Source organism: Rhodococcus sp. DT1 (assembly GCF_049844875.1).
Lineage (GTDB): Bacteria > Actinomycetota > Actinomycetes > Mycobacteriales > Mycobacteriaceae > Rhodococcus.
Genome location: NZ_JBNCLW010000002.1, coordinates 613,244 through 639,050, shown reverse-complemented (window position 1 = coordinate 639,050; position 25,807 = coordinate 613,244). Strand labels below are relative to the sequence as shown.

Here is a 25,807-nt window from a genome sequence, read left to right as displayed (position 1 = left end):
ATGTTCCTGATGCACTCACTCCAACAACCTACTCACTGCTCACTTGGGGGTGACTCCGAGCAACGGCGCCAGCTGCGTCGCCACGGGGTTCAGATTCAGACGGTCCGGGTCCTTCTTCGGCGTGAAGTCCCAGGGCTGGATCGTCGCCGGATCGGCGAACACGATCCGGTTGGCGCTGCGCACACCGGTGACGCTCCCCTGCGGCACCTCGCACGACGCTTCGGTGTTGAACGGGAAGTCCTGCTGGGTGTCGTCGAAGTTCGGATCCTCGGCTCTCATCCGGGCAAGGATCTCCTGCGTTCCTTCGTACCCGATGGTGCACGACGGTGGGTTGTTCGTCTCCAGGATGATCCCCTGCTTGACCGTGCCGTCGCCGGGCGCGACGGTACCCGCACTGCCCGCGACCGCGGGCAGGAACGCAAGCAGCGGCTGCAGGGCGATCGCTTGCGGGGCGAGGGCTTCCCCGAGCGAGGCGAGATTGGTGAGATTCGCGGTGAGGCCCGGTCCGGAACCGGCGATGAGCTGCGACAGCTGGTCGCTCGCGTCGGTTCCGGTCTCGATCAACCGCCGGATATCCGGGTCGCTGTCGCGCAACTGCGCCGTGACGAGTTCCAGGTCGGAACTGAACTGCCGGATCGACGACGACTGCTCGGACTGGGTGTCGAGCACCGTCTGGCTGTCACGAATCAATGCGAGCGTCTGCGGGAGGTACTGCACCCCGGACTCACTGAGTCCCGCTAGCGAATCGACCAGCAACTGCAGGTCGCCTCCTCGCCCGTCGAGAGCGGCACCGAGTTCGGTCACCACGGTGCGCAACGGTTCGACAGGCACCGAGTTCACGAGTTCGCTCGTGCTGACGAGCAGATCTTCGACCGGTGTCGGCAGATCCTCGGCGGTGGACTCCACCACCGAGCCTTCCACGAGATACGGGCCGTCGGCGCTCGTGGGCCGGAGGTCCACGTACTGCTCGCCGATCGCCGAACGGTTCGCCACCACGGCACGGGTTGCCGCGGGAATCGAAGGGCCACCGTTGTCGAGGCGCAACTCGACGTCGATGCCGTCGGCGGTGAGGGTCATCGGTCCGACCCGGCCCACGGGCACACCCAGGTAGGTGACCTCGGCGTTCTCGAAGACACCGCCCGAGTCGGGGAACCGTGCGCTCACGGTGTACTGCCCGAAACCCAACAGGTTGTCGAGCCGCACATAACGGGCACCGACGTACAGGAGGCCGAGGACGGCGATCACCACGAACGCCACCAACTGGAACCGCACGAGACGTGATCTCACTGTCCACCCCCGAATCCGAGACCGTTCAACAATCCCTCCAGCGGGTTCGAGGGTGCGGGTGCTGCCCCTTCGTTACCGGGCGGAGCTCCCCCTGTCCCTGCCGCGGCCTCACCGAGGCCCGGGATGTCGATACCTTCCGGCAGCGACACCCCTTCCGGCAGTTCCAGCCCGGGCAGCGTCGGCAGGGGAAGTTCGGGGACCAGCGAGACGGTCGGCCAGCCGACTGCAGGACCGTTTCCGTTGTAGTACGGGTTCGAAGGATCGACGACCGGCTTCGGGTTGCCGAATTTGGGCTGCCGGTATTCCGGCTCGCCCTGACCCACGCCGAGCGCGGCCAGCGCATCACCGATCTGCAGATCCACGGCGAGGAACAGGTTCACCGAACCACCGAGCGCGATCCGTTCCACGCCGTCCGGGAAGGGCACCGTGGGAATGAACGGCAAAGCCTCGACGAGGTCGTCTCCCGACGCGGCGAGTTGCTGCAAGGTCGGGCGCAGTGCCAGCAGATCCGCGATGAGGTCTTCCTTCGACTGTTCGAGCACGCCGACACCGGCGACGCCCAGCCTGTCCAGTTGGGCGAGCAGTTCGGTTAGCTCGGGACGCTGTTGTTCGAGCACTTCCGTCGCCACGGGCAGCTCGTCGAGTACCGCGGCGATCTTGTCGTTCTGCTCGGCGACCCGCACGGTGAGCGCATCGAGTCCGTCCAGCGCACGCGTGATGTCGTTGCGTTGCTCGTCGAGTCCGGTGATGAGGGTTTCGGCCTGTTCGAGCAGGCTCCTCGTCGTGCCTTCCCTGCCGTCGAACGCGCTGGAGAGTTCCTTCACCACCGGTGCGATCTGACCGACGCCACCACCGTTGAGCAACAGCGACAGAGCACCCAGAACAGGTTCGATCTCGGTGGCGTGGCGGGTGCGATCGAGCGGAATGACGTCTCCGTCGGAGAGCCTGCCGACCGGGGGCTCGTCCTCGGGCCTGGTGAGCTGGACGAACTTCTCACCGAGCAAACTGGTCTGCTCGACGGAGGCGAACGAGTTCTGCGGCAGATCCACCGCGGAATCGAGCACGATCGCCACGTCCGCGGTCCAGCCGTCGTTCGGTGCCACCCCGATCGACTCCACGCGGCCCACGGGGACGCCGTCGACCTTCACCGTCGATTGGGGGACGAGGTCGAGGACGTCCTCGAACTGGATCGCAACCCGGATCGGCGAACTACCGACATCCGCGCCGCCGGGGAGCGGAACGCCGGAGAGTCCGCCACAGCCCGACACCGCGAGCGCGACCACACATGCGCCTGCGCCGAGAACGGTGGCCCGCGCGGACCTGACCGTGCCGCTCACCGGGTACCCCCTTGACCTTCGAGATCGAGCCGGGGTGATTCGACACCCGGCACCGTGCCCGGAACGACCTGACGCTGAATGTTCTCGCCGCTGAGAATTCCGAACGGGAGGATCAGGTCCGGGGTTTTCTGGGCCGCGGTGACCTGCCCCGCGATGACGTCGCACCGGTCGATGAGCGGTTGCATCTGCCTGCCGAGTTGCTCGAAGCGCGGGTCGCCCGGAACGAGCCGGCCCACGTCGATGAGATTGCACACCGCACCGGCAGGGTCCTGCAGGTCGGTCAGGACGAGACGCGACGCCAGAACGCCGGCTTCCGCGTCGTACGAATTGACGAGGTTGCTCACGGCGAGCGGCAGCAGGGTGAGCGAGTTCACCAGCGACTCCCGGCGCTCCGCGAGCGTGGTGGTGATCGGCACGAGGGCGTCGACGTTGTCCTTGAGTGCGGTCTGGTTGTCGCGCACGAAGGTCGCGACCTCCCCGAGCGTCACCGAGAGCTGGTTCACCGCCTGTCCGAGATTCTCGCGTTCGCCGGCGAGGAACCCCGACAGGTCCGCGAGCTGGGTGTTGAATTGGCGGACCTGCTGGTCGTTGGCGGCCAGTGCGCTGACGAAGACCTGCAGGTTCTCGATCGTGCCGAACAGATCGCCGCGCGATTCGTTGAGGGTCCGTGCGGCCGAGGACAGCTGATCGATGCTCTGTCCGAGTGCGGCACCGTTGCCCGCCAGGTTTTCTGCACCCACCTCGACGAACTCGGTCAGAGCCCCGTCGCGGTTGGCGCCTTCGGGCCCGAGAGCGCGCGACAAGTCGTCGATGCTCGCATAGAGCTGATCGACTTCCACCGGAGTGGCGGTGCGCTCACGTTCGATCACCGCGCCGTTCTCCATCTTGTCGCCGCCGGAGTAGGCGGGGGTGAGCTGGACGTAGCGGTCGGCCACCACCGAGGGGCTGATCTGCACGGCCTGCGCGTCGGCGGGAATGTCCACGCCCCGGTCGACACGGATACCGACTTTCACCACGTCGCCCTGGGGTTCGACGGAGGTCACCGTGCCGACCTCGACGCCCAGGACTCGCACACCGGAACCTTGGTAGATACCGACACTGTTGTCGAAATAGGCCGTGATGTTCGTCGTTCCGGCCCGGGTCCACAGCCACCAGCCGCCTGCACCGGCCGCGACCACCACCGCCACCACGAGGGCGATGATCGCGATGCGGTTGCGACCCGAGCGGGTGTCACGGTCTTCGGAGTGCGCCATCAGTTCACTCCTTCCAGCTGGCGGACGGGATCGCGGTAGCCCGGAATCTCGGGCAGCCCCGGCGGCGTGAGGTTGACGATGACCTGGTCGAACCAGCGACCGTTACCGACGACATTGGAGTAGACGCGAACGAACGGTTCGTACAACTCCACCGCGCGAGCGAGGTTGTCGTTGTTCTCCTGCAGGGTCTGCACGACTCCGCGTAGCTGCTGCAATGCCGGGCCGATGGATTCCTCGTTCTCCTGCACCAGACCGGACAGCTCGGTGGAGAGCCGTTTGGTTCCGTCGAGGAGCTGGGATATCGCCTGCTGACGGTTGTTCAGTTCGGCGACGAGCAAGGCGCCGTCGCTCAGGAGCCGGTTGAATTCGACGTTCCGGTCCGCGAGCACCTTCGAGACGTTGCTCGTCGCGCCGAGCAGTTTCTTCAGCTCCTGGTCGCGGCTGGCGACGGTCTCCGAAAGCCGGCTCACCCCGTCGAGCGACGCCCGGAAGTCGTCGGGAGTTTCGGAGAACGCCTCGGAAAGTGCCTCGAAACCGGTAGCGAGCTGGTCGGTATCGATCTCGCCGATAGTCGTGGCTGCCGACGAGAACGCCTCGATCACGTCGTACGGCGCGACCGTGCGTTCCATCGGGATGCGTGTGTCGGCGTTGAGGACCTCGGTGCCACGCGGGTCCAGGGCGAGATATTTCTGGCCCAGGATCGTCTTGATCTGGATCGAGGCGGACGTGTCGTTGCCGACCCACGCGTCCTGCACCTTGAAGGAAACGACGACGCGGTCACCCTCGAGTTCGACACCGGTGACCTGGCCGACCTTGACCCCGGCGATGCGTACTTCGTTGCTGGGCTTGAGACCGGCGGCTTCGCTGAATTCGGCTTCGTAGGTGACGCCCGCTCCGATGATCGGCAGCGAACCGAGAAAGAAGGCGGACACTGTGGCCAGCAGAATTACGACGATGCCCAGGGCACCGGCTGCGGCCGGACTGCGGCGTTTACTCATCGTCCCTGCAACTCCTGCATCCCGTCCTGCGTGCATCGCTGCGCCGCATTCGTGTAGATGGGTTGGTTCACGGTGGGGAGACCCGTCGGCAGGTTCAGGTAGGGAATCGATCCGGGGCCGGCCACGATGTCGATACCGCACAGATAGAACTGGAACCACGAACCGTAGCTCGCGACCCTGCCGAGCTTTTCCAACTTGACCGGAAGGGTCTCGAGCACCTTGTCGAGATCGTCACGGTTCGCGTTGAGCGTGGAGGAGACCTGTTCGAGGGCAGTGATCGACTGCGAGATCGACGGGCGTGTCGGTTCGAGTACGTCCGAGACCGCGTCGGTCAGACCTGCGAGCGACTGGACCGCCGAACCGACCGTGTCGCGGTCGGCGGCGAGACCGCTGACCAGTGCCTGCGTGTTGACGAGCAGCGAGTCGAGTTGCCGATCGCGCTCGTCGACCGTCGCCAGGACGGTGTTGAGATTGTCGATCACGGCACCGATCACCCTGTCCTTGTCCGCGATGGTGTTGGTGAGGCTCGCGGTGCTGCGCACGAGGTCGCTGACGGTACCGGCCTCCCCTTGGAAGACCTGGATGATCTGGTACGACAACTTGTTCACGTCATCGGCGCTGAGTGTCTGGAACAGCGGTCTGAACCCGTCGAACAGCGTGGTGAGGTTGACGGCCGGCCGGGTCCGTTCGAGCGGGATGGTCTCGCCCGCCGTCATTTTCATTCCCTGTTTGCTCTCGCCCTCGGCGAGCGCGATGTAGCGCTGACCCACCAGGTTGCGGAACCTGATCGTCGCTGTCGCACCGGCGGGGATCCAGTCGCGCTGTTCGAGCGAGAAGGTGACGCGGGCTTCGCGGTCGTTGACGATCGCGATCTTGTCCACCTGCCCGACCCGCACGCCTGCGATGCGCACGTCGTCACCCTCGTTGAGCGACGTGACGTCGGAGAAGATCGCGTGGAACTTCGTACCGCCGCCACCGCCGACACTGGCGATCGTGGCCGCGAGGATACCTGTCGCGACAATCGTGACGAGGGCGAAGACGATGAGCTTGGTCAAAGGGGCGACAAGGCTTTTCATCCGATGCTCACCTCCGTCCCTCGCATCGCCGGTGCACCCAGCCGGGTGGTCCAGGTGGGTACGTCTTCCGGTGCCATACCGGCGGCCTGGCCGTAGATCACGTCGAGTGTGTCCTGCTCCGCGTTCGAACCGGTATAGGACACCGTCGACGTCGTGTCGGGCGAGGTACCGATGATCTCGCTCACCGCGTCCGGCACACCCGAGCCCTCGGGTGCCGGGAACATCGGAATGTTCGCGGGCCCGGGATTACGCGAGGGGACCTGGTAGGACCCGTCGTTGACCGAGCCGCCCGGGTACTGCGGAAACTTCCGTCCGGGCGCGGTGACGTCGAGGTAGCAGGCCGGACCACGGTCGTCGAGGAGCCGGGGTTCGTCCTGATTGGGAAGGTACCGCCCCTTGGGATTGGTGAACTGGATATTGGCGCGCACACCGGGGAACGGGTCGTCCGCAGCGAGCACTCCGGCCGCCGCGGGCAGCGCATCGGCGAAGCCTTTGAACGTGCACGGGAACGACGGAGAGTATCGGGCGAGCAGTTGCAGCGCCTCCTTCGAATCGGCCGACAGGCTGATGATCGAGCTCGCGTTCGTGTCGACGAAATCCGCGGTGACCGACGACGCGCCGGTGGCACTGGCGAGCAGTGTCCGGATCTGGTTCTGCTGCTCGACCACCGTGCCGCCCGTGGTCCGCAGGTTGTCCAGTGCGTCGACGAGGTCCGGGGCCGCGTCCGCGTAGGTCTGGGAGAAGTCGGCGAGTCCTCGCAGGTCCTCCTGCAGCGTCGGCAGTTCGACGTTGACTTCACGGAACACCTGCTCGAGCTGGTCGACCGTACGGCCGAGTGTTTCGCCGCGTCCGCTCAGGCCCTGCGCGAGGGCGCCGAGAGTGTTCGCGAGATCCTGCGGGGGAATCGCCTGGAGCAGCGGAAGAAGCCCGTCGAGCACTTCGCTCAGTTCCGCGGTGCGTCGGCCGGTGTCCTGCATCAGCACGTCACCGGGCTGCACGGGGTCGGCCGGCTCGTCCGGGATGATCAGCGAGATGTACCGCTCGCCGAAAAGCGTCTTGGGAAGCAACTGGGCCGTGGCGTTGGACGGGATCTTGTCCACCATGTCGGGATTCAGTGCCAGATGCGCCGTGACCCGGCCTTCTTCCGCACTCGTGCCGCGGACCTCGCCCACGTTCACGCCTCGAACCTTGACGTCGGCGTTCTGGGGAAGCGCGTTTCCGATGCTGTCGGTGAGCACGTCGACTTCCACGATCTTGGTGAACGTCTTGTTGTAGACCGCCACGGTGAAATACAGGAACAAGCCCACGACGAGGAAGAACACCAGGCCGAGCACGCGCCGTCGCAGCACCGAAGTGGGTTCGCTCATCCGGCAATCCTCACCGTCGTCGTCGTGCCCCAGATCGCGAGGCTCAGGAAGAAGTCGAGCACGGCGATCGTGACGATGGCGGTGCGGACCGCCCGACCTACCGCTACGCCGACGCCTGCTGGGCCACCGCTGGCGTGGAAGCCGTAGTAGCAGTGGATCAGAATGAGCACGAACGCGAAGACCAGCACTTTTCCGAACGAATAGAGTACGTCCGCGGGTGGCAGGAACAAGTAGAAATAGTGGTCGTACGACCCGCTGGACTGGCCGTTGAACAGAGTGCTGATCACGCGCGTCGCAAGGTATGCCGCGAGCAGGCCGATGATGTAGAGCGGGATGACCGCCACGAAACCGGCGATCATGCGCGACGTCACGAGGAACGGGACGGACGGCACGGCCATCACTTCGAGTGCGTCGATCTCTTCGCTGATGCGCATCGCGCCCAGTTGGGCGGTGAAACCGCAGCCTACGGTGGCAGACAACGCAAGCGCCGCAACCACCGGTGCGAGTTCGCGGGTGTTGACGTACGCCGACAGGAAGCCGGTGAGCACCGAGGAGCCGAGCTGCTCGAGCGCCGCGAAGCCCTGAAGCCCCACCACGACGCCGGTGAATCCCGACATCATGGCGATGACGCCGATCGTGCCACCGATGACTGCGAGCGCGCCGCTTCCGAAGGTGACCTCGGCGAGCAGCCGGAGCACTTCCTTGCGGTAGTGGGTGATGGTCCGCGGTGTCCACGCGACGGCACGCGCATAGAAGGACATCTGTTCGCCGGCGCGATCGAGCACGTTCAGCGGAGCGCGCAGCACTTTGCGACCCCGGAGAAGGACGAGATCTCCGCGGCCTTTCGAGATTGTCATGGCGTCAAGATCCCTTCGCAGGTACAACCTGCAGATACACCATCGTCAAGATCAGGTTGGCGAAGAAGAGCAACAGGAACGTGATGACCACGGTCTGGTTCACTGCCTCCCCCACGCCCTTCGGCCCGGGGCCTGGGTGCAAGCCCTTGTAGCACGCGACCACGCCGGCGATGAGACCGAAGATCGCTGCCTTGAGTTCGGCGACGTACAGATCGGGTAGCTGGGCGAGCGCCGAGAAGGACGCGAGATACGCACCGGGTGTACCGCCCTGCAGGACGACGTTGAAGAAGTAACCACCTGCGATGCCCACGACGGAGACGAGACCGTTGAGCAGCAGCGCCACGAGCACCATGGCCAGTACGCGAGGCACGACGAGACGTTGCACCGGGTTGATACCCAGCACTTCCATCGCGTCGATCTCCTCCCGGATGGTCCGTGATCCGAGGTCGGCGGTGACCGCCGAGCCCGCTGCCCCGGCGATCAGCAGAGCTGTCACGATCGGACTGCCCTGCTGGATCACCGCAAGCACACTGGCCGCGCCGGTGAACGACTCGGCACCGAGCTGCTTGATCAGCGAACCGGTCTGGAGCGAGACGACCGCGCCGAACGGGATAGCCACGAGCGCGGTGGGCAGGATCGTCACACTGGCGATGAACCACGCCTGCTCGATGAATTCGCGGAACTGGAACGGTCGGCGGAACGTGTTCCTCACGACGTCGACGAAAAGCTCGACGATATTTCCGGCTTGGGTGAGTGCGCCGTGCGCGGGACGCAACAGCGAGCTACCAGCCCCCATCTAATCTCCTACTTCTGGCCCTGCGGCTGACCGTGCTGCTCTGGGGAGTACACGGGAATTACCTGCGTGTCCGCATCGAGATCATCGTGGTATCCCGATGCCTGACCGTGCTGTCCCGGTGCGGCCATCGGCGTGTCGTCTTCGTCGAGCGATTCGAGGATCGCGCTCTGGGCGACGGACGGAAGCGTGTGCAGGATCTGCCGCACACGGTCCTTCCGGCGCGCGACGGCCTGACGGAACGGCATACCGGGAGTGGCTTTCATCTGCGGCACGATGCCTTCGACATCCTCGACACCGCCGGCGTGGTGACCTGCGTCGACGAGCGCCTGCTCGTGAGCCATCTGCGCCTCGTCCTTCTCCTCCGACATGCCGATCGGGCCGATCATCGTGCCGTTGAGGAACTGCTTGACCACCGGCTCGTCCGAGGTCAGCAGCACCTCACGCGGACCGAACATCACCAACTGGCGGCGGAACAGCATGCCGATGTTGTCGGGCACCGTGCGAGCGAGGTTGATGTTGTGCGACACGATGAGGATAGTCGCGTCGATCTCGGCATTGATGTCGATCAGAGTCTGCGAGATGTATGTGGTCCGGACCGGGTCGAGGCCGGAGTCCGGCTCGTCGACCAGGATGATCTCGGGGTCGAGCACCAGCGCACGGGCCAGGCCCGCGCGCTTGCGCATACCGCCGGAGATCTCACCGGGCAGTTTGTCTTCCGCGCCGAGCAGACCGACCAGTTCGAGCTTGCTCATCACGATCTTGCGAACGTCGGACTCGGACTTCTTGGTGTGCTCCCGCAGGGGGAAGGCAACGTTGTCGTACAGGTTCATCGAGCCGAACAGCGCGCCGTCCTGGAACAGCACGCCGAACAGTTTGCGGATCTCGTAGAGTTCCTTGCTCGAGCACTGCAGGATGTCGGTGCCATCGATGATGATCGAGCCCTGCTCCGGGCGCAGCAGGCCGATCAGCGACTTCAGGAATACCGATTTACCCGTACCGGAAGGTCCGAGCAGCACGCTCACCTCACCGGGAGGGAGGGTCAGAGTCACGTCCTGCCAGATTCGCTGCGAGCCGAAGGACTTGGTCAGTCCCTCGACGGACACCTCGACGCCCACGATTACCTCCGCGCTCTTCGATCCCGTTCCCGATGTGGGTTGCGCCACTCTATCGCATCGACGTGGTGCTGGTGACAAGCGACCCTACTCCAAAGTAAGTAAAGGAATCACCAAGGGCCAACATAGGTGAACTTATGCCCTGACCTGCGCCGATGCCGTCCCAACACCCGAAGTGTCCGGACGCAGGGTGCCGTTCGGGGTCGGCGACGGCCCCGCAAGCCCGGAAATACCGAAAAGACCGCCCCCACGGAACACATCCGTGGGGGCGGTCTTCGGAGTAACGCCGCACGAGAGGGACGGAGACCGTCCCGCCCGCGCGAGGGAAACCGTCTTACTTGACGGAAACCTTGGCGCCGGCATCCTCGAGCTTCGCCTTGGCAGCCTCTGCAGCGTCCTTGGCAACCTTCTCCAGGATCGGCTTCGGAGCACCCTCGACGAGGTCCTTGGCTTCCTTCAGGCCCAGGCCGGAGACGATCTCGCGAACGACCTTGATGACCTGGATCTTCTTCTCGCCGGCACCTTCGAGGATGACGTCGAACTCGTCCTGCTCTTCAGCAGCCTCGGCAGCAGCGGCCGGAGCGCCGGCAGCGGCAACGGCGACCGGAGCAGCAGCGGTGACCTCGAAGGTCTCCTCGAATGCCTTCACGAACTCCGAGAGCTCGAGCAGGGTCAGTTCCTTGAACGCGTCGAGCAGCTCTTCGGTGGTGAGCTTCGCCATGATGGCGGTCCTTCCTGTAAGTCCCATGTCGCTGATCCGCGACCGGATGGGATGGTGCACGCCGGAGCGTGCGTGGATTTGTTCAGCGATACGCGGTGATGCGGATCAGCGTCAGGCTGCCTCTTCGGCTTCCTTCTTCTCCTGCAGGGCGGCCGCAAGGCGAGCCACCTGCGAAGCGGGAGCATTGAACAGGCTCGCGGCCTTTGCCAAGTTGCCCTTCATCGCGCCGGCGAGCTTGGCCAACAGCACCTCGCGGGACTCGAGGTCCGCGATCTGGTTGACCTGGTCCACGGACAGCATGCCGCCGTCCATGTACCCGCCCTTGATGACGAGTGCCTTGTTGTCCTTAGCGAAGGCCTTGAGAGCCTTCGCTGCGTCCACCGGCTCGCCCTTGACGAACGCGATGGCGGTCGGACCGACGAACAGATCGTCGAGACCCTCGACGCCCGCCTCTGCGGCGGCACGCTTGACCAGGGTGTTCTTGGCGACGGAGTAGGTAGCACCCTCTCCGAGAGCGCGACGCAGCTCAGTCAGACTTCCCACCGAAAGACCACGGTATTCCGTGATCACGGCGGCCGTCGAGCTCTTGAACTGCTCGGTGATCTCCGCAACTGCGGAAACCTTCTCGGGCTTTGCCATACTTCGCCTCCTCTCAGTAACAGTCGTTTTCCCGGTGTCCCGAATGGGACGTCCCACCGGGAACCGTCGGGCCGGGAACGACAAACGCCCCGGCGCAGGGCACACGGGGCGTGAGAGAGGGATCAGAACCGCACGGAGGCGATCGTTTCGCAACTCCCCTAACCTCGTCCTCCTGCGTGGGCCGCCGGATGAATCCGGACCTTCAACCGATGCTGCAAGCAACCTCGGTGACCAACGGTCTTTGGTAGAACATGATCGGGGTGGAGATCGGCACAATGCCGAACTACCCAGCTACTGTAGCGGAACACGCCGGTAGAACGCAAAACGGCCGGCACAGGGATCCTGTGCCGGCCGTTCGGAGTGCGTACTCGCGTGAACGAGCGATCTACTCTGCAGTCTCGAGAAGGTTACGCGTGCGCTGCGGATCCACCGGGATGCCCGGTCCGGTGGTCGTAGCGATCGTGATCTTCTTGATGTAGCGGCCCTTCGCGCTCGAGGGCTTCACACGGAGCACCTCGTCGAGGGCAGCCGCGTAGTTCTCGACCAGCTTGGTGTCGCCGAAGGATGCCTTACCGATCACGAAGTGAAGGTTGGCGTTCTTGTCGACGCGGAAGTTGATCTTGCCGCCCTTGATGTCCGTGACAGCCTTCGCGACGTCCGGCGTGACCGTGCCGGTCTTCGGGTTCGGCATGAGGCCACGCGGGCCGAGGACACGCGCGATACGACCGACCTTGGCCATCTGGTCCGGCGTCGCGATCGCGGCGTCGAAGTCCAGCCAGCCACCCTGAATCCGCTCGATCAGGTCCTCTGCACCGACGACGTCGGCGCCTGCGGCCTCTGCCTCGGCAGCCTTCTCGCCGACGGCGAAGACGATGACGCGAGCGGTCTTACCCGTGCCGTGGGGCAGGTTGACCGTGCCGCGGACCATCTGATCGGCCTTGCGGGGGTCGACGCCGAGGCGCATTGCGACCTCGACCGTGCTGTCGCTGTTCTTCGAGCCTGTCTCCTGCGCGAGCTTTGCGGCTGCGAGGGGGCTGTAGAGCTTGTCGGAATCGATCTTCTCGGCGGCGGCGAGGTATGCCTTGCTGCGCTTTGCCATGTTCTTTCCTAACTTCTCACCCTGCGGTGAATGGTTCGGGAGTGGTTGCGGACCTGGCCGGCCCTCCCACGTGGTGGTGCTGCAGCCGGACGGGAACGTGTCCCTTCCGACCGGTGAGGGATTCTCAGCCCTCGACCGTGATGCCCATCGAACGCGCGGTGCCGGCGATGATCTTCGCGGCGGCCTCGACGTCGTTGGCGTTCAGGTCTTCCTGCTTGGTCTTGGCGATCTCGCGCACCTGATCCATGGTCACCGTGGCGACCTTGGTCTTGTGCGGCTCGCCGGAGCCCTTCTGCACGCCCGCTGCCTTGAGCAGCAGCTTGGCAGCCGGAGGCGTCTTCAGCTTGAAGTCGAACGAGCGGTCTTCGTAGACCGTGATCTCGACCGGCACGACGTTGCCGCGCTGCGACTCGGTCGCTGCGTTGTACGCCTTGCAGAACTCCATGATGTTGACGCCGTGCTGACCCAGCGCGGGGCCGACCGGAGGCGCCGGATTGGCCGCGCCGGCCTGGATCTGGAGCTTGATGAGCCCGGCGATCTTCTTCTTCTTGGGGGGCATCTCTATTCCTAAGTTTCTTGCTCGGTGTGGTTCTTGCGTATTGCTACTGCAAGCTTTCGTGCGTCAGATCTTCGAAACCTGCGTGAAGGACAACTCCACGGGAGTCTCACGACCGAAGATCGACACCAGGACCTTGAGCTTCTGCTGCTCGGCATTTACTTCGCTGATGGACGCGGGCAGCGTAGCGAACGGACCGTCCATCACGGTCACGGACTCCCCGACCTCGAAGTCCACCTCGATGGTGGGCTTCGACGACGCGGCGGCCGACTGCTCGCCGGCGGCCGACGTTCCGGCCGCAGGCTTCTTCTTCGCCTGCTGCGGGAGGAGGAACTTCACGACCTCCTTGATCGTCAGCGGCGACGGACGGGAGGTCGCACCGACGAAGCCGGTCACGCCGGGCGTGTTGCGCACGGCGCCCCACGACTCGTCGTTCAGCTCCATGCGAACCAGGATGTAACCGGGCAGCACCTTGCGGTTGACCAGCTTGCGCTGCCCGTTCTTGATCTCGGTGACCTCTTCCGTGGGCACCTCGACCTGGAAGATGTACTCGCCCAGGTCCAGGTTCTGCACGCGGGTCTCGAGGTTGGCCTTCACCTTGTTCTCGTAACCGGCGTACGAGTGGATCACATACCAGTCACCGGCTTCGAGGCGAAGCTGCTTCTCCAGAGCCTCGGCGGGATCGACCTCGACCTCGGCTTCGGGCTCGCCACCTTCGGCAGATGCGTCGGCATCCTCACCGGCAGGGGCAAGGTCATCGACGTTCTCGGGCGTCGCGTCGGCATCGACGGCCTCGGCGGTCGCCGCGTCGTCAACGAAAACCTCGTCCGAAACGTGCTCTTCGGCCGAAGCCTCGTAGGAGTCGTTCTCGGGGGTGCTCACCGGCACTTTTCCTCTCGTCGATCAAATTTGCAGGCGCGCGAGCGCTAGCCGAACAACCAGCTGACGCCCTGCACGAACGCCAGATCCAAGCCGAAGATGAACGCCGTCATCACAGCCACGAACACCACCACGACGATCGTGTAGGTGGTCAGCTGCTTGCGATTCGGCCAGATCACCTTGCGGAGCTCGGCGATGACCTCACGGAAGTAGCGACGCAGGCGCTTGAAGATGTTCTCGGGCTTCTTGTCCCCGGAGACGTCACCGGTCGCGACGGCAGACCTGGCACGGCGCGAACCTGCCGGATCGGAATCCTTGGCGACGGAAACTCGTCCACCCTCGGACGAGCGGGCGACACGCTTGCCGCTCGGCCTCGCTACCGCAGAGGAATCGTCGGGGGTTGCGCCGGTTGCCGGTCCAGCGTCGCGGGGGGTGAACCCTCCGGTGTCGCTGAGGCGCTTACCGCGCTCCTCGCTCACATCGTTCCTCTCGGTCGCTGGCAGTCCGGGGGCAGGGGCGACAGGACTTGAACCTGCAACCTGCGGTTTTGGAGACCGCTGCTCTGCCAATTGAGCTACGCCCCTTTGGTCGATCATCGGTGTCTCGAACGAGCACCTTGTCGATCGACCCGTCTGCGATCACATGACACGCGCGCTACCCCATCGGCTTTGAACGAGCACCGAAGAGCAGCGCGCTGCGCTATACGATCCCAGAAGCTTTAGTGTACTGCATTGCCCCGGGACAAACCCAATCCGCCCGGCCGTCAGGCCAAGCGAACCGTTGCCGTGGCCCGGCCGAAGATCTTACGACCTTCCGACTTCGCCACGATCGCGACCACTGCTGTCTTGCTTTCCGGGTCCAACGACTTGATCTTGCCGTTGAACTCGATTGCGGCGGCCTCATCGGCCTCCACGTATACCGGGCTGGTGAAACGAACGTTGTATTCCTTCACCGCACCGGGGTCTCCCAGCCACTCCGTGACATAGCCGGCCCCGATGCCCATGGAGAGCATGCCGTGACCGACGACGCCGCGCAAGCCGGCAAGTTCGGCGACCTTGTCGCTCCAGTGGATCGGGTTGGGATCACCCGACACACCGGCATAGTTGACAAGATTGCCGCGTGTGAGCGTCACCGTCTTGGTGGGAAGCTCGTCCCCGACCACGACGTCTTCGAAGCTACGAAGGCTCATGCATCATCACATCCTTGACCGCGTGCGCGATGTTGGCGTCGACCTCGCCGCCGGTACGGCCCACCAATGTGGTCCACGAGGTCAGCACGAGATTGTCGAACTGATCCGTGATGAGGTTCTTCGTGGTGATGATGTCGCTGCCGGCTGCCTGACGGAATTCCTCCAGGTACACGTCGCAGAACAGACGATCGCCTGCCTGGATCGGCCGGTGGAACACGAGACGCTGATCGGTCTGCATGATCTGACTCAGGTCGTAACCCGTGACGACTTCCTCGAACAGCTTGCGCTGCGCGATCATGCCGACGATCGAGATGAACGTGAGCGGAGCGATCAGGCCGTCGTATCCGAGGCCTTTGGCTGCGTCCTCGTCGTGGTGCGCGGGATGTCCGTCGAGCACCGCACGGGCGTACTCACGAATCTTCTCGCGGCCGACTTCGTAGAAGTCGTCCACACGGTAATGGTGTCCGACCATGGACTTCGCATGCGCGGCGACATCGAACTGGATCCCGGCCTGTTCGGTCACGTCCACAGAGTCTTCGGATACGAGTGCGTCTGTCATACGCAAAAACCTCCGCAATTCCGCCCAGGACGCCAACAGGCGCGGTCGGTATTGCGGAGACCTTACGCGTCGACGTCGATCAGATAGGCTACTTCGACTCGCGGTGCGACTGGTGCGTACCGCAGTTCGGGCAGAACTTCTTCAGTTCGAGCCGATCGGGGTCGTTGCGACGGTTCTTCTTGGTGATGTAGTTGCGGTGCTTGCACACCTCGCAGGCCAAGGTGATCTTCGGCCGGACGTCTGTAGAGGAGGCCACGGGATGCCTTCTTTCGGTTAAATCTGATCATGATCGATCAGGTGGTTCATTCAACTCTGGTAGCGATGGCCGGACTTGAACCGGCGACACAACGATTATGAGTCGTTTGCTCTACCAACTGAGCTACACCGCCTCGGTGTCATGTGCCGCGCGGAATCAAGGCACACAATCCAGCGAGCCCCCTGACGGAATCGAACCGTCGACCTTTTCCTTACCATGGAAACGCTCTGCCGACTGAGCTAAGGGGGCGCGGCCACGTGGAGCATCTCTGCTCGCTGCGGCCTCCAAAAGATTACACACACTCGCCGTCAGCACAAAATCAGCAGGTAGTGGCACCAAAAGCGACGCTCGAGCGTCGCGCAGGACCTGCCGGCCACCGCACGCTCCGGTCGGCCCGACAGGGTTGCCGACAGCTGCCGGACCGTGTGCCGCGGCACCCCCCGGGAAACTACCCCGGAGAACACGACAGCCCCGGTTCCGAAGAACCGGGGCTGTGTGGTGGCAGGTGTAGGATTCGAACCTACGTAGGCATAAGCCGACGGATTTACAGTCCGCTCCCATTGGCCGCTCGGGCAACCTGCCGGGTGCTCTCGGGACCGTGTCCCTGATGCGTTGGAAGAATACAACGCATACCCCCCCGAAATGCAAACCGGGTGGTTACGGGCGCCGATCGACCGGATAGCGTCGGCATGACAACCCCGTACAGACCGACCGAAGTGGAGACAGACGTGGCTGATTCGTCGTTCGATGTGGTGAGCAAGGTCGACCGTCAGGAAGTGGACAACGCCCTGAACCAGGCGGCGAAGGAGATCGCGAACCGCTTCGACTTCCGCAATACCGGCGCGAGCATCGAATGGTCCGGCGAAGAAAGCATCGTGATCACCGCCGACACCGAGGACCGCGTCAAGGCGGCGCTCGACGTGTTCAAGGAGAAGCTGATCCGGCGGGACCTGTCCCTCAAGTCGCTCGAGACCGGAGAACCGACCCAGTCGGGCAAGGTCTACAAGCTCACCGGCACTCTCGTCCAAGGCATCAGCCAGGAGAATGCGAAGAAGATCACGAAGCTCATCCGTGACGAAGGCCCCAAGGGCGTGAAGGCACAGATCCAGGGCGAAGAGCTGCGTGTGAGCAGCAAGAAGCGTGACGACCTTCAGGCCATCATCGCGCTGCTCAAGAACGCCGACCTCGACGTGGCGCTGCAGTTCGTCAACTACCGCTAGAGCGACGCGGCCACACCGACACCCGTCCCGCGCTTCCCTGCGCGGGCGGTGTCGCTCCCGCGGTTTCCGGGCCCTGAGGCCTCTGCGGGCACTTCCCCGGAACTACGCGGGGGTCGCCTACCGCAGGCCGGCCATGCGCTCCAGCCGCGCGATGCGCTCCTCCATCGGCGGATGGGTGGAGAACAGCCTGCTCATCTTGTCGCCGGCCCGGAACGGATTGGCGATCATCAGGTGCGACTGAGCCGCGAGTTGCGGCTCCGGCGGCAACGGTGCGGCCTGGGTGCCGCGCTCGAGCTTGCGTAGCGCCGACGCCAGCGCCAGAGGATCGCCCGTCAGCTCGGCGCCGGACTGGTCTGCCTGGTACTCACGTGAGCGCGAGACCGCCAGCCTGACCACCGACGCGGCAATGGGGCCGAGCAACGAGACGAGCAACAGCGCGATCGGATTGGCGCCGCCCTCCCGGCCGCCACCGAACGCGCCCGCGAAGAACGCGAAGTTGGCAAGGCCGGAGATGACTGCGGCCATGGCGCCGGCGACGGACGAGATCAGGATGTCGCGGTTGTAGACGTGCGACAACTCGTGACCGAGGACCGCGCGTAGTTCGCGCTCGTCGAGAATGTCGAGGATCCCGCTGGTGCAGCACACCGCGGCATTACGTGGATTCCTGCCGGTGGCGAACGCGTTGGGCGCGTTGGTGGGACTGACATACAACCGCGGCATCGGTTGATGCGCCGCCGTCGCCAGCTCACGCACGATGCGGTAGATCACCGGTGCCTGGACCTCGGTGATCGGCTGCGCGTGCATCGACCGCAACGCGAGCTTGTCGCTGTTGAAGTACGCGTACCCGTTCACACCGACCGCCAGCACCACCGAGATCACCAGGATCGTCGAGTTCTGGAACAAGGCGCCGACGAAGACGATCAGCGCCGACATTCCCACCAGTAACCCGGCCGTCTTGAGACGGTTCGCATACCCGTGCACGTCACGCTCCTCCCCCACCCCGCGTCTGTGGTTCGCACGGTGGTGGTCCATTCGCCCGATCAACGAACGGCAGAGCTTCCCGGTTCCCCCGGGACAGGTCGGAGGAGGTCAGCCCACCCGGGCGATCGTGAAGTCGACGAGGTGCCGCAGCGCCTCGTTGGCGGGACCCTGAGGCAGCGCCTCGAGCTCGGCGTGCGCCCGCCGCGCATACGTGTCGAGGGTGTGCTTGGCCGCCTCCATGCCGGGCGACCGGACGAGAAGTTCGAGGGCCTCCTCGACGTGTGCCTCGTCGTCGATCGGGCCGACGAGCAGCTCCCGCAACCGGTCCGCGTCGGGTCCGGTCTCGCGCAGCGCGTAGAGCACCGGCAACGTGTGTACGCCCTCACGAAGATCGGTTCCGGGTGTCTTGCCCGATTCGGACGTGACCGACGCGATGTCGATGATGTCGTCGACGATCTGGAAGGCGGTACCGACGGCGTCGCCGAGCCTCTCGAGCCGTGCGACGTGTTCTTCGTCGCCCCCGGAGAAGGTGCCGCCGAATCGGCCGCTCGCCGCGATCAGCGAACCGGTCTTCTCCCACACCACCCGCAGGTAGTGCTCGACCGGGTCCTGCTGCTCACGGGCACCGATGGTTTCGCGCATCTGCCCGGTGACGAGTTCGGCGAACGTCTCGGCGATGATCTGCACCGCGGACGGGCCGAGTGTGGACACCAGCCGGGACGCGTGGGCGAACAGGTAGTCGCCGGCGAGGATGGCGACGCTGTTGTTCCAGCGCACGTTCGCGCTCGGAGCGCCCCGCCGCATCGTCGCCTCGTCCATCACGTCGTCGTGGTAGAGGGTCGCGAGGTGGACGAGTTCGACCACCGTCGCTGCCGTCACGACCGACGGATCGGCGGGGTTGGGGCCGAGTTGCGCGGTCAGGATCGTGAACAGCGGCCGGAATCGCTTGCCGCCCGCCTTCGCGAGGTGCAGTGCCGCCTCCGTCAGGAAGTCTTCACCGTCCGACAACTCCTGGACGAGCAGTGCCTCGACGCTCGCGAGTCCGTCGCGCACGCTGGTCGCGAGACCCGGGTCGCCGAGTTCCACACCAGCAACGACGGTGCTCGATACCGCGTCGGCCGGACCGGCGGTCCGAGCCGCCCCCTCAGTGCTCACGATGACGTACCCATCCTCTTCTGTCGCCTCGGCCTCACGGTAGTGAACCTAGCCGCTCCACCACCACACCACCTCGTCGAGGCGAGAAAGTCGTGCCTGAGAGGATGGACACGTGGTGGGCGAAAACTCCGCGACAGAGCCGCGGCAATCCCGGTCCTGCGTTCCCGACAGTACCGATGTTCTCGTCGTCGGTGCCGGTCCCGCCGGTTCGTCGGCTGCGGCATGGGCAGCCCGCGCCGGGCACGACGTGCTGTTGGTCGACGCCGCGACGTTCCCGCGAGACAAGACCTGCGGCGACGGGCTCACCCCGCGCGCGGTCGCGGAACTGGACCGTCTCGGCCTGGGCGACTGGTTGCGCACCCACACCGTCAACCGCGGCTTGCGCCTCGAAGGGTTCGGCGGCCGGTTCGAGTTGCCGTGGCCTGACTCCTCGTTCCCCTCGATGGGAAGCGCCGTGCCCCGCACCGAGTTGGACGACCGGATCCGCCGGGTCGCCCTCGACTCCGGTGCCCGGATGGTCGAAGGAGCCAAGGCCGTCGACGTCGAGCGTGACGGTGACCGGGTGACCTCCGTACTCCTCCGCACCGAGGACGGTCCGCGCACCGTGTCGTGCCGGCGGCTCGTCGTCGCCGACGGCGTGCGCTCGCCGCTCGGCAAGGTCCTCGGGCGCCGCTGGCACCGCGACACCGCGTACGGCGTGGCCGCGCGCGCCTATGCGACATCGACCCGGAGCGACGATCCGTGGATCACCTCGCACCTCGAGTTGCGTGACGATGCGGGAACCCTGCAACCGGGTTACGGCTGGGTGTTCCCACTCGGAACCGGCGAGGTCAACATCGGCGTGGGCACGCTCGCCACGGCCGCGCGCCCCGCACAGGGATCGTTGCGGCCGTTGATCGACCTGTACGCGGACAAGCGTCGTGCGGAGTGGGGACTGGGCCCCGTGACCAGGGTCGCGTCGGCGCTACTTCCCATGGGTGGTGCGGTGTCCGGAGTGGCCGGCGTCAACTGGGCGCTTGTCGGCGACGCAGCCGCCTGCGTCAATCCCCTCAACGGCGAAGGCATCGACTACGGACTCGAGGGCGGGCGCCTGCTCGCAGAGATCCTCGACCGGGACGATCTGACAGGCGAGTGGCCCGCATTGCTGCGCGCGCATTACGGAGCCGCATTTTCGACCGCACGGAGGCTCGCCGGGCTGCTCACCGTGCCGAAGTTCCTGCCGACGACCGGACCGGTCGCGATGCGGTCACGGGCGATGATGAATGTCGCGGTGCGCGTGATGGGAAATCTGGTGACCGACGAGGACACCGATGTCGTGGCACGGGCGTGGCGGGCGAGCGGACGTGCGTCCATGCGCTGGGACCGCCGGCCGTTGTTCGCCTGACGCACCGCGCTGTGCCGACCTAGCGCACCGCGCTGTGCCGACCTAGCGCACCGCGCTGTGCAGCGCCGCGATCCCGCCCGTCAGATTCCGCCACTTCACGTCGCGCCAGCCTGCCTCTCCGATACGCACGGCGAGTTGTTCCTGCGTCGGCCATGCCCGGATCGACTCGGCCAGGTACACGTACGCGTCGGGGTTGCTGCTCACGGCGCGCGCGACCCGCGGAAGCGCACGCATCAGGTATTCCATGTAGACCGTGCGCAGCGGTTCCCGCACGGGAGTGGAGAATTCGCACACCACCAACCGCCCGCCGGGCTTGACGACCCGCGCGATCTCGCGGAGGCCGGCATCGGGATCGGCGACGTTGCGCAGGCCGAAGGAAATCGTCGCGGCGTCGAAGACGGCGTCGGCGAACGGCAACCGCATCGCGTCGCCCGCGACCATGGGTACCTGGCGGAACGCACCGGCGTTCAGCATGCCGGTGGAGAAGTCGGTGGCCACCACCCACGCTCCGGAGCGGCCGAGTTCGACCGTCGAGACGCCGGTGCCGGCCGCGAGATCGAGAACCCGCTCGCCGGGCTTCAGGTCCAGCGCGGCACGCGTCGCACGGCGCCATCCGCGGTCCTGGCCGAACGACAGAACGGTATTGGTCAGGTCGTAGCGCGCCGCGACACCGTCGAACATGGACGCGACCTCGCGCGGATCCTTGTCGAGGGACGCGCGCGATCCGTGAGTTTTTGCCACGGCCGAAACGTTACCCGGCGACGGGCCCGCGAACCCTGAGGAGGACCTCGTCGTCAGGACATCGCGCGTGCCGCGTCCTCGGCCACGGAGGGATCGGTGTCCGCGGCCTCACGGCGCCGCAGGTAGACGAGGACCGGCACCGCGATCAGCCACGTGACCACAATCACCGAACCGGTGGGGATCAGTGCCACCCGGGCATCGCGTCCGGTGACCCTCACCAGGTCGGGATCACTGCGCGCGTACTCGACGGCGATGCGCTGGCCGGTGGCCAGACCCGTCGGGTACAGCACGCCGAGTTCGGGGTTGTGTGTGACGCCGTCGGGCGTGACGAAAGCGACCGCGGACCGGAGCGACCCGGCCGACAACACCTCGGCGGTTGCGGTGCCCATGTCGCTCTCGATGGTCCGGTCGTTGCGCAGAGCACCGAGAAAGAGGGCGACCGCCAATGCGGACAGCGCGATGGCGACGATGAGGACGATGCGTCGCGCGCGTTCGGTTCCGGTCACAGCTGAGCCCGCACCGCCGCATGAAGTTCACGCAGTCCCGCCCGGTCGGTGGTCACCTCGACGACCCGGATCCCCCCGGACGGCGGAGCGGTATCGGCGAGGGCGGCCGCCAGGCCCTGCAAGTCCACACTCTCGTGCGGAACGCGGTACGCGGCGCACAACGCCCCGAGGTCCATTCCGTGCGGCGTGCCGAAGACTCGCTCGAAGACGCCTGCATACTGCGGGTCGCCCTGTTCGAGCAGTTCGAAGATGCCGCCGCCGTCGTCGTTCGCGACGACGATCGTGAGGTTGCGCGGGCGTGGCTCCGAAGGTCCGATGAGCAGTCCCGCCGCGTCGTGCAGGAACGTGAGGTCGCCGAGCAGCGCGACAGTGCGGCCGGCGGTATAGGCGAGCGCGGCGCCGACCGCCGTCGAGACCGTCCCGTCGATACCGGCGACGCCCCGGTTGGACAACACACTCACGCCGGGTTTCGGGTAACTGACCAGCGCCGCGTCGCGCACGGGGTTGGAAGCCCCGAGCAGCAACTGGTCTCCGTCGCGCATCGCGTCGGTGACGACTGCGGCGACGTGCAGTCCGGTGGCTTTCGGGTGGGAATCCAACTGCGCACGCACGGCTTTGTCGGTGTGCGCGGAAAGCTGCCGGCACCGCTCGAGCCATGCCTCGTCCGGCTGTCCGGAGATCACCGCGCGGGTGCCGGTCGCGAGAACGTTGCCGGACACATCGGGCCAGCGCGGACCGGTGGTGAGGGCGTAGACCGCCACCGCCGGGTCTGCCAGCAGGTTCGACACGGGACGGTGCAGGGTCGGCCGGCCCGTGATGATTGCCTGCCGCGGCTTCAGATGTGGCAGCGCCATCGGGTGCAGCGGTACGCCGTGCAGCGGCGCGGTCGGTTCGGCGACGGTGGGCAGGCCCGCGAGTTCGGGCCGCAGCGCGGAGCCGTGCCCGGAGATGACGACCGTGTCCGGCGTGAGGTCGATCTCGACCGGTACGTCCAGTGTCGCGTTGGCGGTGGTGGTCCACGCTGCCCCGTCCGGACGACCTTCGGGGGCGGATCCCTTCTGGTCCGCCGCGGGAACGAGGGGTTCACGCAGCGGAATGTCGAAGTGCACGGGACCGGCGTTCCCCGACCGGGTGCCGCGCGCTGCCGCCAGCACACGGCTGACCGCCGATCGCCACGCGCTGTTCTGGTCGGCGCTCTCCGCCAATCCCAGGCTGATGGTCGCGCGGACCTGCGTACCGAACAGGCCGAGTTGCTCGACGGTCTGGTTCGCACCCGATCCGAGCAGTTCATAGGGGCGGTTGGCGCTCAGAACGACGAGCGGCACGCGCGCATAGTTCGCTTCGAGGACCGCCGGGGCAAGGTTCGCCACCGCTGTCCCGGATGTCATCACCACGGGCACGGGCCGCTTCGACGACAGGGCCAGGCCGATCGCGAGAAAGCCGGCGGTCCGTTCGTCGATGCGCATGTGCAGACGAAGCCGCCCGGCAGCATCTGCCGCCTGCAACGCGAACGCGAGCGGGGCATTGCGCGAGCCCGGGCACAGCACGACATCCCGCACCCCACCTCGGGCGAGTTCGTCGACGACTGCGGTGGCCTGGGCTGTGGACGGGTTCACGACGTCCAGGGTAGTGCGGGGCGGCAGGTGCCCGGGTTCTCCCCCGCGCCGCGCCGGGTTGCGGCCGGGCAGCGATCCACCGCCCGGCAACCACCACAATGGGGGGATGCGCACCGTCTTCGATCCCGCCGATCTGAGTCCCGGACGTTTCTACGGGCTGCTCACCGCCACGATCGTGCCCCGTCCCATCGCGTGGGTCTCGACCGTGTCGGGCGACGGGGTCGCCAACGTGGCTCCCTACAGCTTCTTCACGGTCGCCAGCACGGCGCCACCGGTCGTGCAGTTCACCTCGGTGGGCCGCAAGGACAGTCTTCGCAACATCGAGGAGACGGGCGAGTTCGTGGTGAACGTCGCGACGGTTCCGCTGATGGAGCAGGTCAACGCCTCCTCGGCGAATTTTCCGCACGAGGTCGACGAGTTCACGGAAGTCGGGTTGCGGGCGGAGCCGAGCGAGCGGGTGCGCCCTCCCCGCGTCGCGCAATCGCCCGCGTCGATCGAGTGCACGTTGCGCCGGGTGATCGAGGTGGGCGACTCGTTCGTGGTCATGGGCGATGTGGTCGCGGTGACGGTTCGGCGCGACGTGCTGGCCGAAGACGGAGCGCCGGACTTCGCGGCGCTCGCGCCCGCGAGCAGGCTGGGACGCACCGAGTGGGGATTGACGCCGCAGGTTCGGTCCCTCGAGCGCCCTACCTGCTGAGCCCTGCGTCACCGGACACCGCCCCCGCAGGTTAGGGTCGGCTCAGTAGGGGGCGGCTCCGGAAGGGTGGTCATGGCCGAACGCACCAGGGCAGCGCGCAAGGCGCCGAAGTTCGTCAAACCGGCGACACGCGAGATCGTGCGCGCTCGCGTGCTCGCCACCGCACGGATCAGCCCGACGTTCGTCCGCGTCACCATCGGCGGCGATGCGGTGTCGACCATCGGTCCGATGGGCTTCGACCATTGGTTCCGGATGTTCTTTCCCGTCCCCGGCCGGCGCGGATTCACGCTGCCCTCGGCGACGGACGACCGGTGGTGGCCCGAATATCAGGTGATCCCGGACGACGAGCGGCCCGTGCTCCGGAACTACACCTTCCGCCGGTTCCGCGCGGCCGGCGCCGGAACGTTCGGCGACACGGCGGAAATCGACATCGACTTCGCGTCGCACGGAGACCTCGGACCGGCGTCGGCGTGGGCGAACACCGTCTCGGCCGGTGAAGAACTCGGTGTGCTCGACGAAGGAATCGGCTACGTACCCGACGACAACGCGCACTGGCAGTTGCTCGTGGCCGACGAGAGCGCGCTGCCCGCGGTAGCCGGCATCCTCGAGTCCGTCCTCTCCCGCGATCCGTCGGCCGCCGTGGACGTGTTCGCCGAGGTTCCCCATCCGGAGGATCTCGCGGCGCAGCACCTGGCGACCGGCCCGAACGTGCGGGTCCATCCCCTCATCCGCACCGACAGAGCGGCGCGTCCGGGGGTTCTCGCCGTCGAAGCGGTGCGAGCCGCGACCCTCCCGTCGGCACGCGGTTGTGCGTTCGTCGCCGGTGAATCCGATCTCGCGACCGGGGTGCGACGTCACCTCGTGCGCGAGCGCGGCTGGGACAGGTCGGCAGTGACGTTCACGGGTTATTGGAAGTACGGCGAGCCCGTCTACTGAGGTCTCCCTCGGGAGAACCCTGCGACGAAAGCAGAACGTCGCGGTGCCGACCGGCCGGAGCCGGTGGTCACCGCGACGTTCGTCGGATCGATCCGCAGTATCGGATCAGCCCGCGTGCTTCTGGACGAGGTCGCCCAGACGAGGCAGGGCCTCGATGACGTGCTTCTTCGCCGAGGGACGCAGCGAGTCGTAGACCTTCTTGACGGCGGTCTTCGACGACCCGGCGATCTTCTCGTCGGTCACGCCGAGGAGTGCGTCGGCGACCGCGTCACCGCGAGCAACGAGGAAGTCGGCGAACGAACCGGCACCGGCGTACTCGATCCAGAACGGCTGGAGCCGCTCGACGAAGTCGGGGAGCAGGCTCTCGATCGCGCCGGGCACGACCGACGGTCCGACCTTCTTCACTGCGGCGTAGCCGCCCTTGAGGGCGAGGCCCGATGCACCCTTCTTGTCCGACACCTCGGCATCGATCAGAGCTTCGACGTCGGCCTTGACCGCCGGGAACTTGTCGGGTCCGAGCAGAGCATCGTGCAGAGCTGCAACCACTTTCACTGCCTCCGTAAATGTGACACTTGTGACTGTTGGGACTA

Annotated in this window: 28 protein-coding genes and 4 tRNA genes; 4 read left to right on the top strand and 28 right to left on the bottom strand. The window is 65.9% G+C overall.

All coding sequences use genetic code 11. The features are described from left to right. Window positions 1-39: 39 nt before the first annotated feature. The 22 genes from ACLQ3J_RS07330 to ACLQ3J_RS07225 form a co-directional block, all read right to left on the bottom strand. Window positions 40-1,287 carry an MlaD family protein gene (locus tag ACLQ3J_RS07330; RefSeq protein ID WP_169651253.1) on the bottom strand — a complete coding sequence of 416 codons (1,248 nt, stop codon included), beginning with the start codon at window positions 1,285-1,287 and terminating at the stop codon, window positions 40-42. After that, window positions 1,284-2,624, bottom strand: coding sequence for an MCE family protein (locus ACLQ3J_RS07325; protein WP_169619502.1), 1,341 nt, complete (start codon window positions 2,622-2,624; stop codon window positions 1,284-1,286). The genes ACLQ3J_RS07330 and ACLQ3J_RS07325 overlap by 4 nt, the downstream gene beginning before the upstream one ends. After that, window positions 2,621-3,877 (bottom strand): MCE family protein, encoded by a 1,257-nt coding sequence (locus ACLQ3J_RS07320; protein ID WP_169619501.1) that lies wholly within the window; start codon window positions 3,875-3,877, stop codon window positions 2,621-2,623. Before ACLQ3J_RS07320 ends, ACLQ3J_RS07325 begins: the two co-directional genes overlap by 4 nt. Continuing rightward, complete coding sequence (locus ACLQ3J_RS07315) at window positions 3,877-4,875, bottom strand: MCE family protein (RefSeq protein WP_296550974.1); 999 nt, start codon at window positions 4,873-4,875, stop codon at window positions 3,877-3,879. The genes ACLQ3J_RS07320 and ACLQ3J_RS07315 overlap by 1 nt, the downstream gene beginning before the upstream one ends. Then, window positions 4,872-5,951, bottom strand: a complete 1,080-nt coding sequence (locus ACLQ3J_RS07310) for an MCE family protein (RefSeq protein WP_169619499.1) — start codon at window positions 5,949-5,951, stop codon at window positions 4,872-4,874. Before ACLQ3J_RS07310 ends, ACLQ3J_RS07315 begins: the two co-directional genes overlap by 4 nt. Then, entirely contained in the window at window positions 5,948-7,318 is a 1,371-nt protein-coding gene (locus ACLQ3J_RS07305) for an MCE family protein (protein ID WP_425902690.1), read from the bottom strand. Before ACLQ3J_RS07305 ends, ACLQ3J_RS07310 begins: the two co-directional genes overlap by 4 nt. Then, window positions 7,315-8,175, bottom strand: a complete 861-nt coding sequence (locus ACLQ3J_RS07300) for an MlaE family ABC transporter permease (RefSeq protein WP_169619497.1) — start codon at window positions 8,173-8,175, stop codon at window positions 7,315-7,317. The genes ACLQ3J_RS07305 and ACLQ3J_RS07300 overlap by 4 nt, the downstream gene beginning before the upstream one ends. A gap of 4 nt (window positions 8,176-8,179) precedes the next feature. Further along, window positions 8,180-8,971 carry an MlaE family ABC transporter permease gene (locus ACLQ3J_RS07295; protein WP_169619496.1) on the bottom strand — a complete coding sequence of 264 codons (792 nt, stop codon included), beginning with the start codon at window positions 8,969-8,971 and terminating at the stop codon, window positions 8,180-8,182. Window positions 8,972-8,979: 8 nt separating this feature from the next. Next, window positions 8,980-10,089, bottom strand: coding sequence for an ABC transporter ATP-binding protein (locus ACLQ3J_RS07290; protein ID WP_296550975.1), 1,110 nt, complete (start codon window positions 10,087-10,089; stop codon window positions 8,980-8,982). 328 nt (window positions 10,090-10,417) lie between these two features. Beyond that, window positions 10,418-10,804, bottom strand: coding sequence for a 50S ribosomal protein L7/L12 (gene rplL / locus ACLQ3J_RS07285; protein WP_169619495.1), 387 nt, complete (start codon window positions 10,802-10,804; stop codon window positions 10,418-10,420). 111 nt (window positions 10,805-10,915) lie between these two features. Next, window positions 10,916-11,443 (bottom strand): 50S ribosomal protein L10, encoded by a 528-nt coding sequence (rplJ, locus tag ACLQ3J_RS07280; RefSeq protein WP_169619494.1) that lies wholly within the window; start codon window positions 11,441-11,443, stop codon window positions 10,916-10,918. A 385-nt stretch (window positions 11,444-11,828) separates the two neighbouring features. Then, window positions 11,829-12,542 (bottom strand): 50S ribosomal protein L1, encoded by a 714-nt coding sequence (gene rplA, locus ACLQ3J_RS07275; protein ID WP_169619493.1) that lies wholly within the window; start codon window positions 12,540-12,542, stop codon window positions 11,829-11,831. Between the two features lie 124 nt (window positions 12,543-12,666). After that, window positions 12,667-13,101: a 50S ribosomal protein L11 gene (gene rplK, locus ACLQ3J_RS07270; protein WP_169619492.1), complete on the bottom strand. Its 435-nt coding sequence runs from the start codon at window positions 13,099-13,101 to the stop codon at window positions 12,667-12,669. A 63-nt stretch (window positions 13,102-13,164) separates the two neighbouring features. Then, window positions 13,165-13,980 (bottom strand): transcription termination/antitermination protein NusG, encoded by an 816-nt coding sequence (gene nusG, locus ACLQ3J_RS07265; RefSeq protein WP_296550972.1) that lies wholly within the window; start codon window positions 13,978-13,980, stop codon window positions 13,165-13,167. A 44-nt stretch (window positions 13,981-14,024) separates the two neighbouring features. After that, the gene (gene secE, locus ACLQ3J_RS07260; RefSeq protein WP_425902686.1) at window positions 14,025-14,456 is read right to left on the bottom strand and encodes a preprotein translocase subunit SecE; all 432 of its coding nucleotides are present in this window, start codon (window positions 14,454-14,456) and stop codon (window positions 14,025-14,027) included. Window positions 14,457-14,488: 32 nt separating this feature from the next. Continuing rightward, a tRNA-Trp gene (locus ACLQ3J_RS07255) sits at window positions 14,489-14,561 on the bottom strand. A gap of 179 nt (window positions 14,562-14,740) precedes the next feature. Beyond that, the gene (hadB, locus tag ACLQ3J_RS07250) at window positions 14,741-15,166 is read right to left on the bottom strand and encodes a (3R)-hydroxyacyl-ACP dehydratase subunit HadB (protein WP_169619489.1); all 426 of its coding nucleotides are present in this window, start codon (window positions 15,164-15,166) and stop codon (window positions 14,741-14,743) included. Continuing rightward, window positions 15,153-15,725 (bottom strand): (3R)-hydroxyacyl-ACP dehydratase subunit HadA, encoded by a 573-nt coding sequence (hadA, locus tag ACLQ3J_RS07245; RefSeq protein ID WP_169619488.1) that lies wholly within the window; start codon window positions 15,723-15,725, stop codon window positions 15,153-15,155. The genes hadB and hadA overlap by 14 nt, the downstream gene beginning before the upstream one ends. An 88-nt stretch (window positions 15,726-15,813) precedes the next feature. Then, window positions 15,814-15,981 carry a 50S ribosomal protein L33 gene (gene rpmG / locus ACLQ3J_RS07240; protein WP_003941903.1) on the bottom strand — a complete coding sequence of 56 codons (168 nt, stop codon included), beginning with the start codon at window positions 15,979-15,981 and terminating at the stop codon, window positions 15,814-15,816. Window positions 15,982-16,038: 57 nt separating this feature from the next. Next, a tRNA-Met gene (locus ACLQ3J_RS07235) sits at window positions 16,039-16,114 on the bottom strand. Window positions 16,115-16,157: 43 nt separating this feature from the next. Next, window positions 16,158-16,230: transfer RNA gene (locus tag ACLQ3J_RS07230), tRNA-Thr, on the bottom strand. A gap of 247 nt (window positions 16,231-16,477) precedes the next feature. After that, window positions 16,478-16,563, bottom strand: a tRNA-Tyr gene (locus ACLQ3J_RS07225). A 146-nt stretch (window positions 16,564-16,709) separates the two neighbouring features. Here ACLQ3J_RS07225 and ACLQ3J_RS07220 point away from each other — a divergent pair. Further along, window positions 16,710-17,201: a YajQ family cyclic di-GMP-binding protein gene (locus tag ACLQ3J_RS07220; protein WP_169619487.1), complete on the top strand. Its 492-nt coding sequence runs from the start codon at window positions 16,710-16,712 to the stop codon at window positions 17,199-17,201. Between the two features lie 117 nt (window positions 17,202-17,318). Here the strand turns inward: ACLQ3J_RS07220 and htpX are convergent, their stop codons facing one another. Both htpX and ACLQ3J_RS07210 read right to left on the bottom strand, forming a co-directional pair. Then, window positions 17,319-18,182, bottom strand: coding sequence for a zinc metalloprotease HtpX (gene htpX, locus ACLQ3J_RS07215; RefSeq protein WP_296551253.1), 864 nt, complete (start codon window positions 18,180-18,182; stop codon window positions 17,319-17,321). A 108-nt stretch (window positions 18,183-18,290) separates the two neighbouring features. After that, window positions 18,291-19,337 (bottom strand): polyprenyl synthetase family protein, encoded by a 1,047-nt coding sequence (locus ACLQ3J_RS07210; RefSeq protein WP_169619485.1) that lies wholly within the window; start codon window positions 19,335-19,337, stop codon window positions 18,291-18,293. Window positions 19,338-19,449: 112 nt separating this feature from the next. Between ACLQ3J_RS07210 and ACLQ3J_RS07205 the strand changes: the two genes are divergently transcribed. Further along, complete coding sequence (locus ACLQ3J_RS07205) at window positions 19,450-20,721, top strand: geranylgeranyl reductase family protein (RefSeq protein ID WP_169619484.1); 1,272 nt, start codon at window positions 19,450-19,452, stop codon at window positions 20,719-20,721. Between the two features lie 42 nt (window positions 20,722-20,763). Here ACLQ3J_RS07205 and ACLQ3J_RS07200 read toward each other — a convergent pair whose 3' ends face one another. The 3 genes from ACLQ3J_RS07200 to menD are packed head-to-tail and all read right to left on the bottom strand — an operon-like array spanning window position 20,764 to window position 23,584. After that, the gene (locus ACLQ3J_RS07200) at window positions 20,764-21,462 is read right to left on the bottom strand and encodes a demethylmenaquinone methyltransferase (RefSeq protein ID WP_169619483.1); all 699 of its coding nucleotides are present in this window, start codon (window positions 21,460-21,462) and stop codon (window positions 20,764-20,766) included. Window positions 21,463-21,515: 53 nt separating this feature from the next. Beyond that, window positions 21,516-21,968, bottom strand: a complete 453-nt coding sequence (locus ACLQ3J_RS07195; RefSeq protein WP_425902685.1) for a DUF3592 domain-containing protein — start codon at window positions 21,966-21,968, stop codon at window positions 21,516-21,518. Then, window positions 21,965-23,584 carry a 2-succinyl-5-enolpyruvyl-6-hydroxy-3-cyclohexene-1-carboxylic-acid synthase gene (gene menD, locus ACLQ3J_RS07190; RefSeq protein ID WP_422424501.1) on the bottom strand — a complete coding sequence of 540 codons (1,620 nt, stop codon included), beginning with the start codon at window positions 23,582-23,584 and terminating at the stop codon, window positions 21,965-21,967. Before menD ends, ACLQ3J_RS07195 begins: the two co-directional genes overlap by 4 nt. A 106-nt stretch (window positions 23,585-23,690) precedes the next feature. Between menD and ACLQ3J_RS07185 the strand changes: the two genes are divergently transcribed. Both ACLQ3J_RS07185 and ACLQ3J_RS07180 read left to right on the top strand, forming a co-directional pair. Next, entirely contained in the window at window positions 23,691-24,281 is a 591-nt protein-coding gene (locus ACLQ3J_RS07185; RefSeq protein WP_296551258.1) for a flavin reductase family protein, read from the top strand. Window positions 24,282-24,353: 72 nt separating this feature from the next. Next, complete coding sequence (locus ACLQ3J_RS07180; RefSeq protein ID WP_425902684.1) at window positions 24,354-25,217, top strand: siderophore-interacting protein; 864 nt, start codon at window positions 24,354-24,356, stop codon at window positions 25,215-25,217. A gap of 105 nt (window positions 25,218-25,322) precedes the next feature. On the opposite strand, the gene ACLQ3J_RS07175 is transcribed toward ACLQ3J_RS07180, so the two are convergent. Then, window positions 25,323-25,763, bottom strand: a complete 441-nt coding sequence (locus ACLQ3J_RS07175) for a DUF6918 family protein (protein ID WP_296551267.1) — start codon at window positions 25,761-25,763, stop codon at window positions 25,323-25,325. Between the last annotated feature and the right edge of the window lie 44 nt (window positions 25,764-25,807).

Coding starts and splice junctions, on each gene's coding strand:
- ACLQ3J_RS07180 (WP_425902684.1), top strand. CDS start 24,354: ATGGCCGAACGCACCAGGGCAGCGCGCAAGGCGCCGAAGTTCGTCAAA.
- ACLQ3J_RS07310 (WP_169619499.1), bottom strand. CDS start 5,951: ATGAAAAGCCTTGTCGCCCCTTTGACCAAGCTCATCGTCTTCGCCCTC.
- rplK (WP_169619492.1), bottom strand. CDS start 13,101: ATGCCCCCCAAGAAGAAGAAGATCGCCGGGCTCATCAAGCTCCAGATC.
- ACLQ3J_RS07300 (WP_169619497.1), bottom strand. CDS start 8,175: ATGACAATCTCGAAAGGCCGCGGAGATCTCGTCCTTCTCCGGGGTCGC.
- hadB (WP_169619489.1), bottom strand. CDS start 15,166: ATGAGCCTTCGTAGCTTCGAAGACGTCGTGGTCGGGGACGAGCTTCCC.
- ACLQ3J_RS07185 (WP_296551258.1), top strand. CDS start 23,691: ATGCGCACCGTCTTCGATCCCGCCGATCTGAGTCCCGGACGTTTCTAC.
- ACLQ3J_RS07295 (WP_169619496.1), bottom strand. CDS start 8,971: ATGGGGGCTGGTAGCTCGCTGTTGCGTCCCGCGCACGGCGCACTCACC.
- ACLQ3J_RS07315 (WP_296550974.1), bottom strand. CDS start 4,875: ATGAGTAAACGCCGCAGTCCGGCCGCAGCCGGTGCCCTGGGCATCGTC.
- rplA (WP_169619493.1), bottom strand. CDS start 12,542: ATGGCAAAGCGCAGCAAGGCATACCTCGCCGCCGCCGAGAAGATCGAT.
- hadA (WP_169619488.1), bottom strand. CDS start 15,725: ATGACAGACGCACTCGTATCCGAAGACTCTGTGGACGTGACCGAACAG.
- ACLQ3J_RS07305 (WP_425902690.1), bottom strand. CDS start 7,318: ATGAGCGAACCCACTTCGGTGCTGCGACGGCGCGTGCTCGGCCTGGTG.
- rplL (WP_169619495.1), bottom strand. CDS start 10,804: ATGGCGAAGCTCACCACCGAAGAGCTGCTCGACGCGTTCAAGGAACTG.
- ACLQ3J_RS07320 (WP_169619501.1), bottom strand. CDS start 3,877: ATGGCGCACTCCGAAGACCGTGACACCCGCTCGGGTCGCAACCGCATC.
- rplJ (WP_169619494.1), bottom strand. CDS start 11,443: ATGGCAAAGCCCGAGAAGGTTTCCGCAGTTGCGGAGATCACCGAGCAG.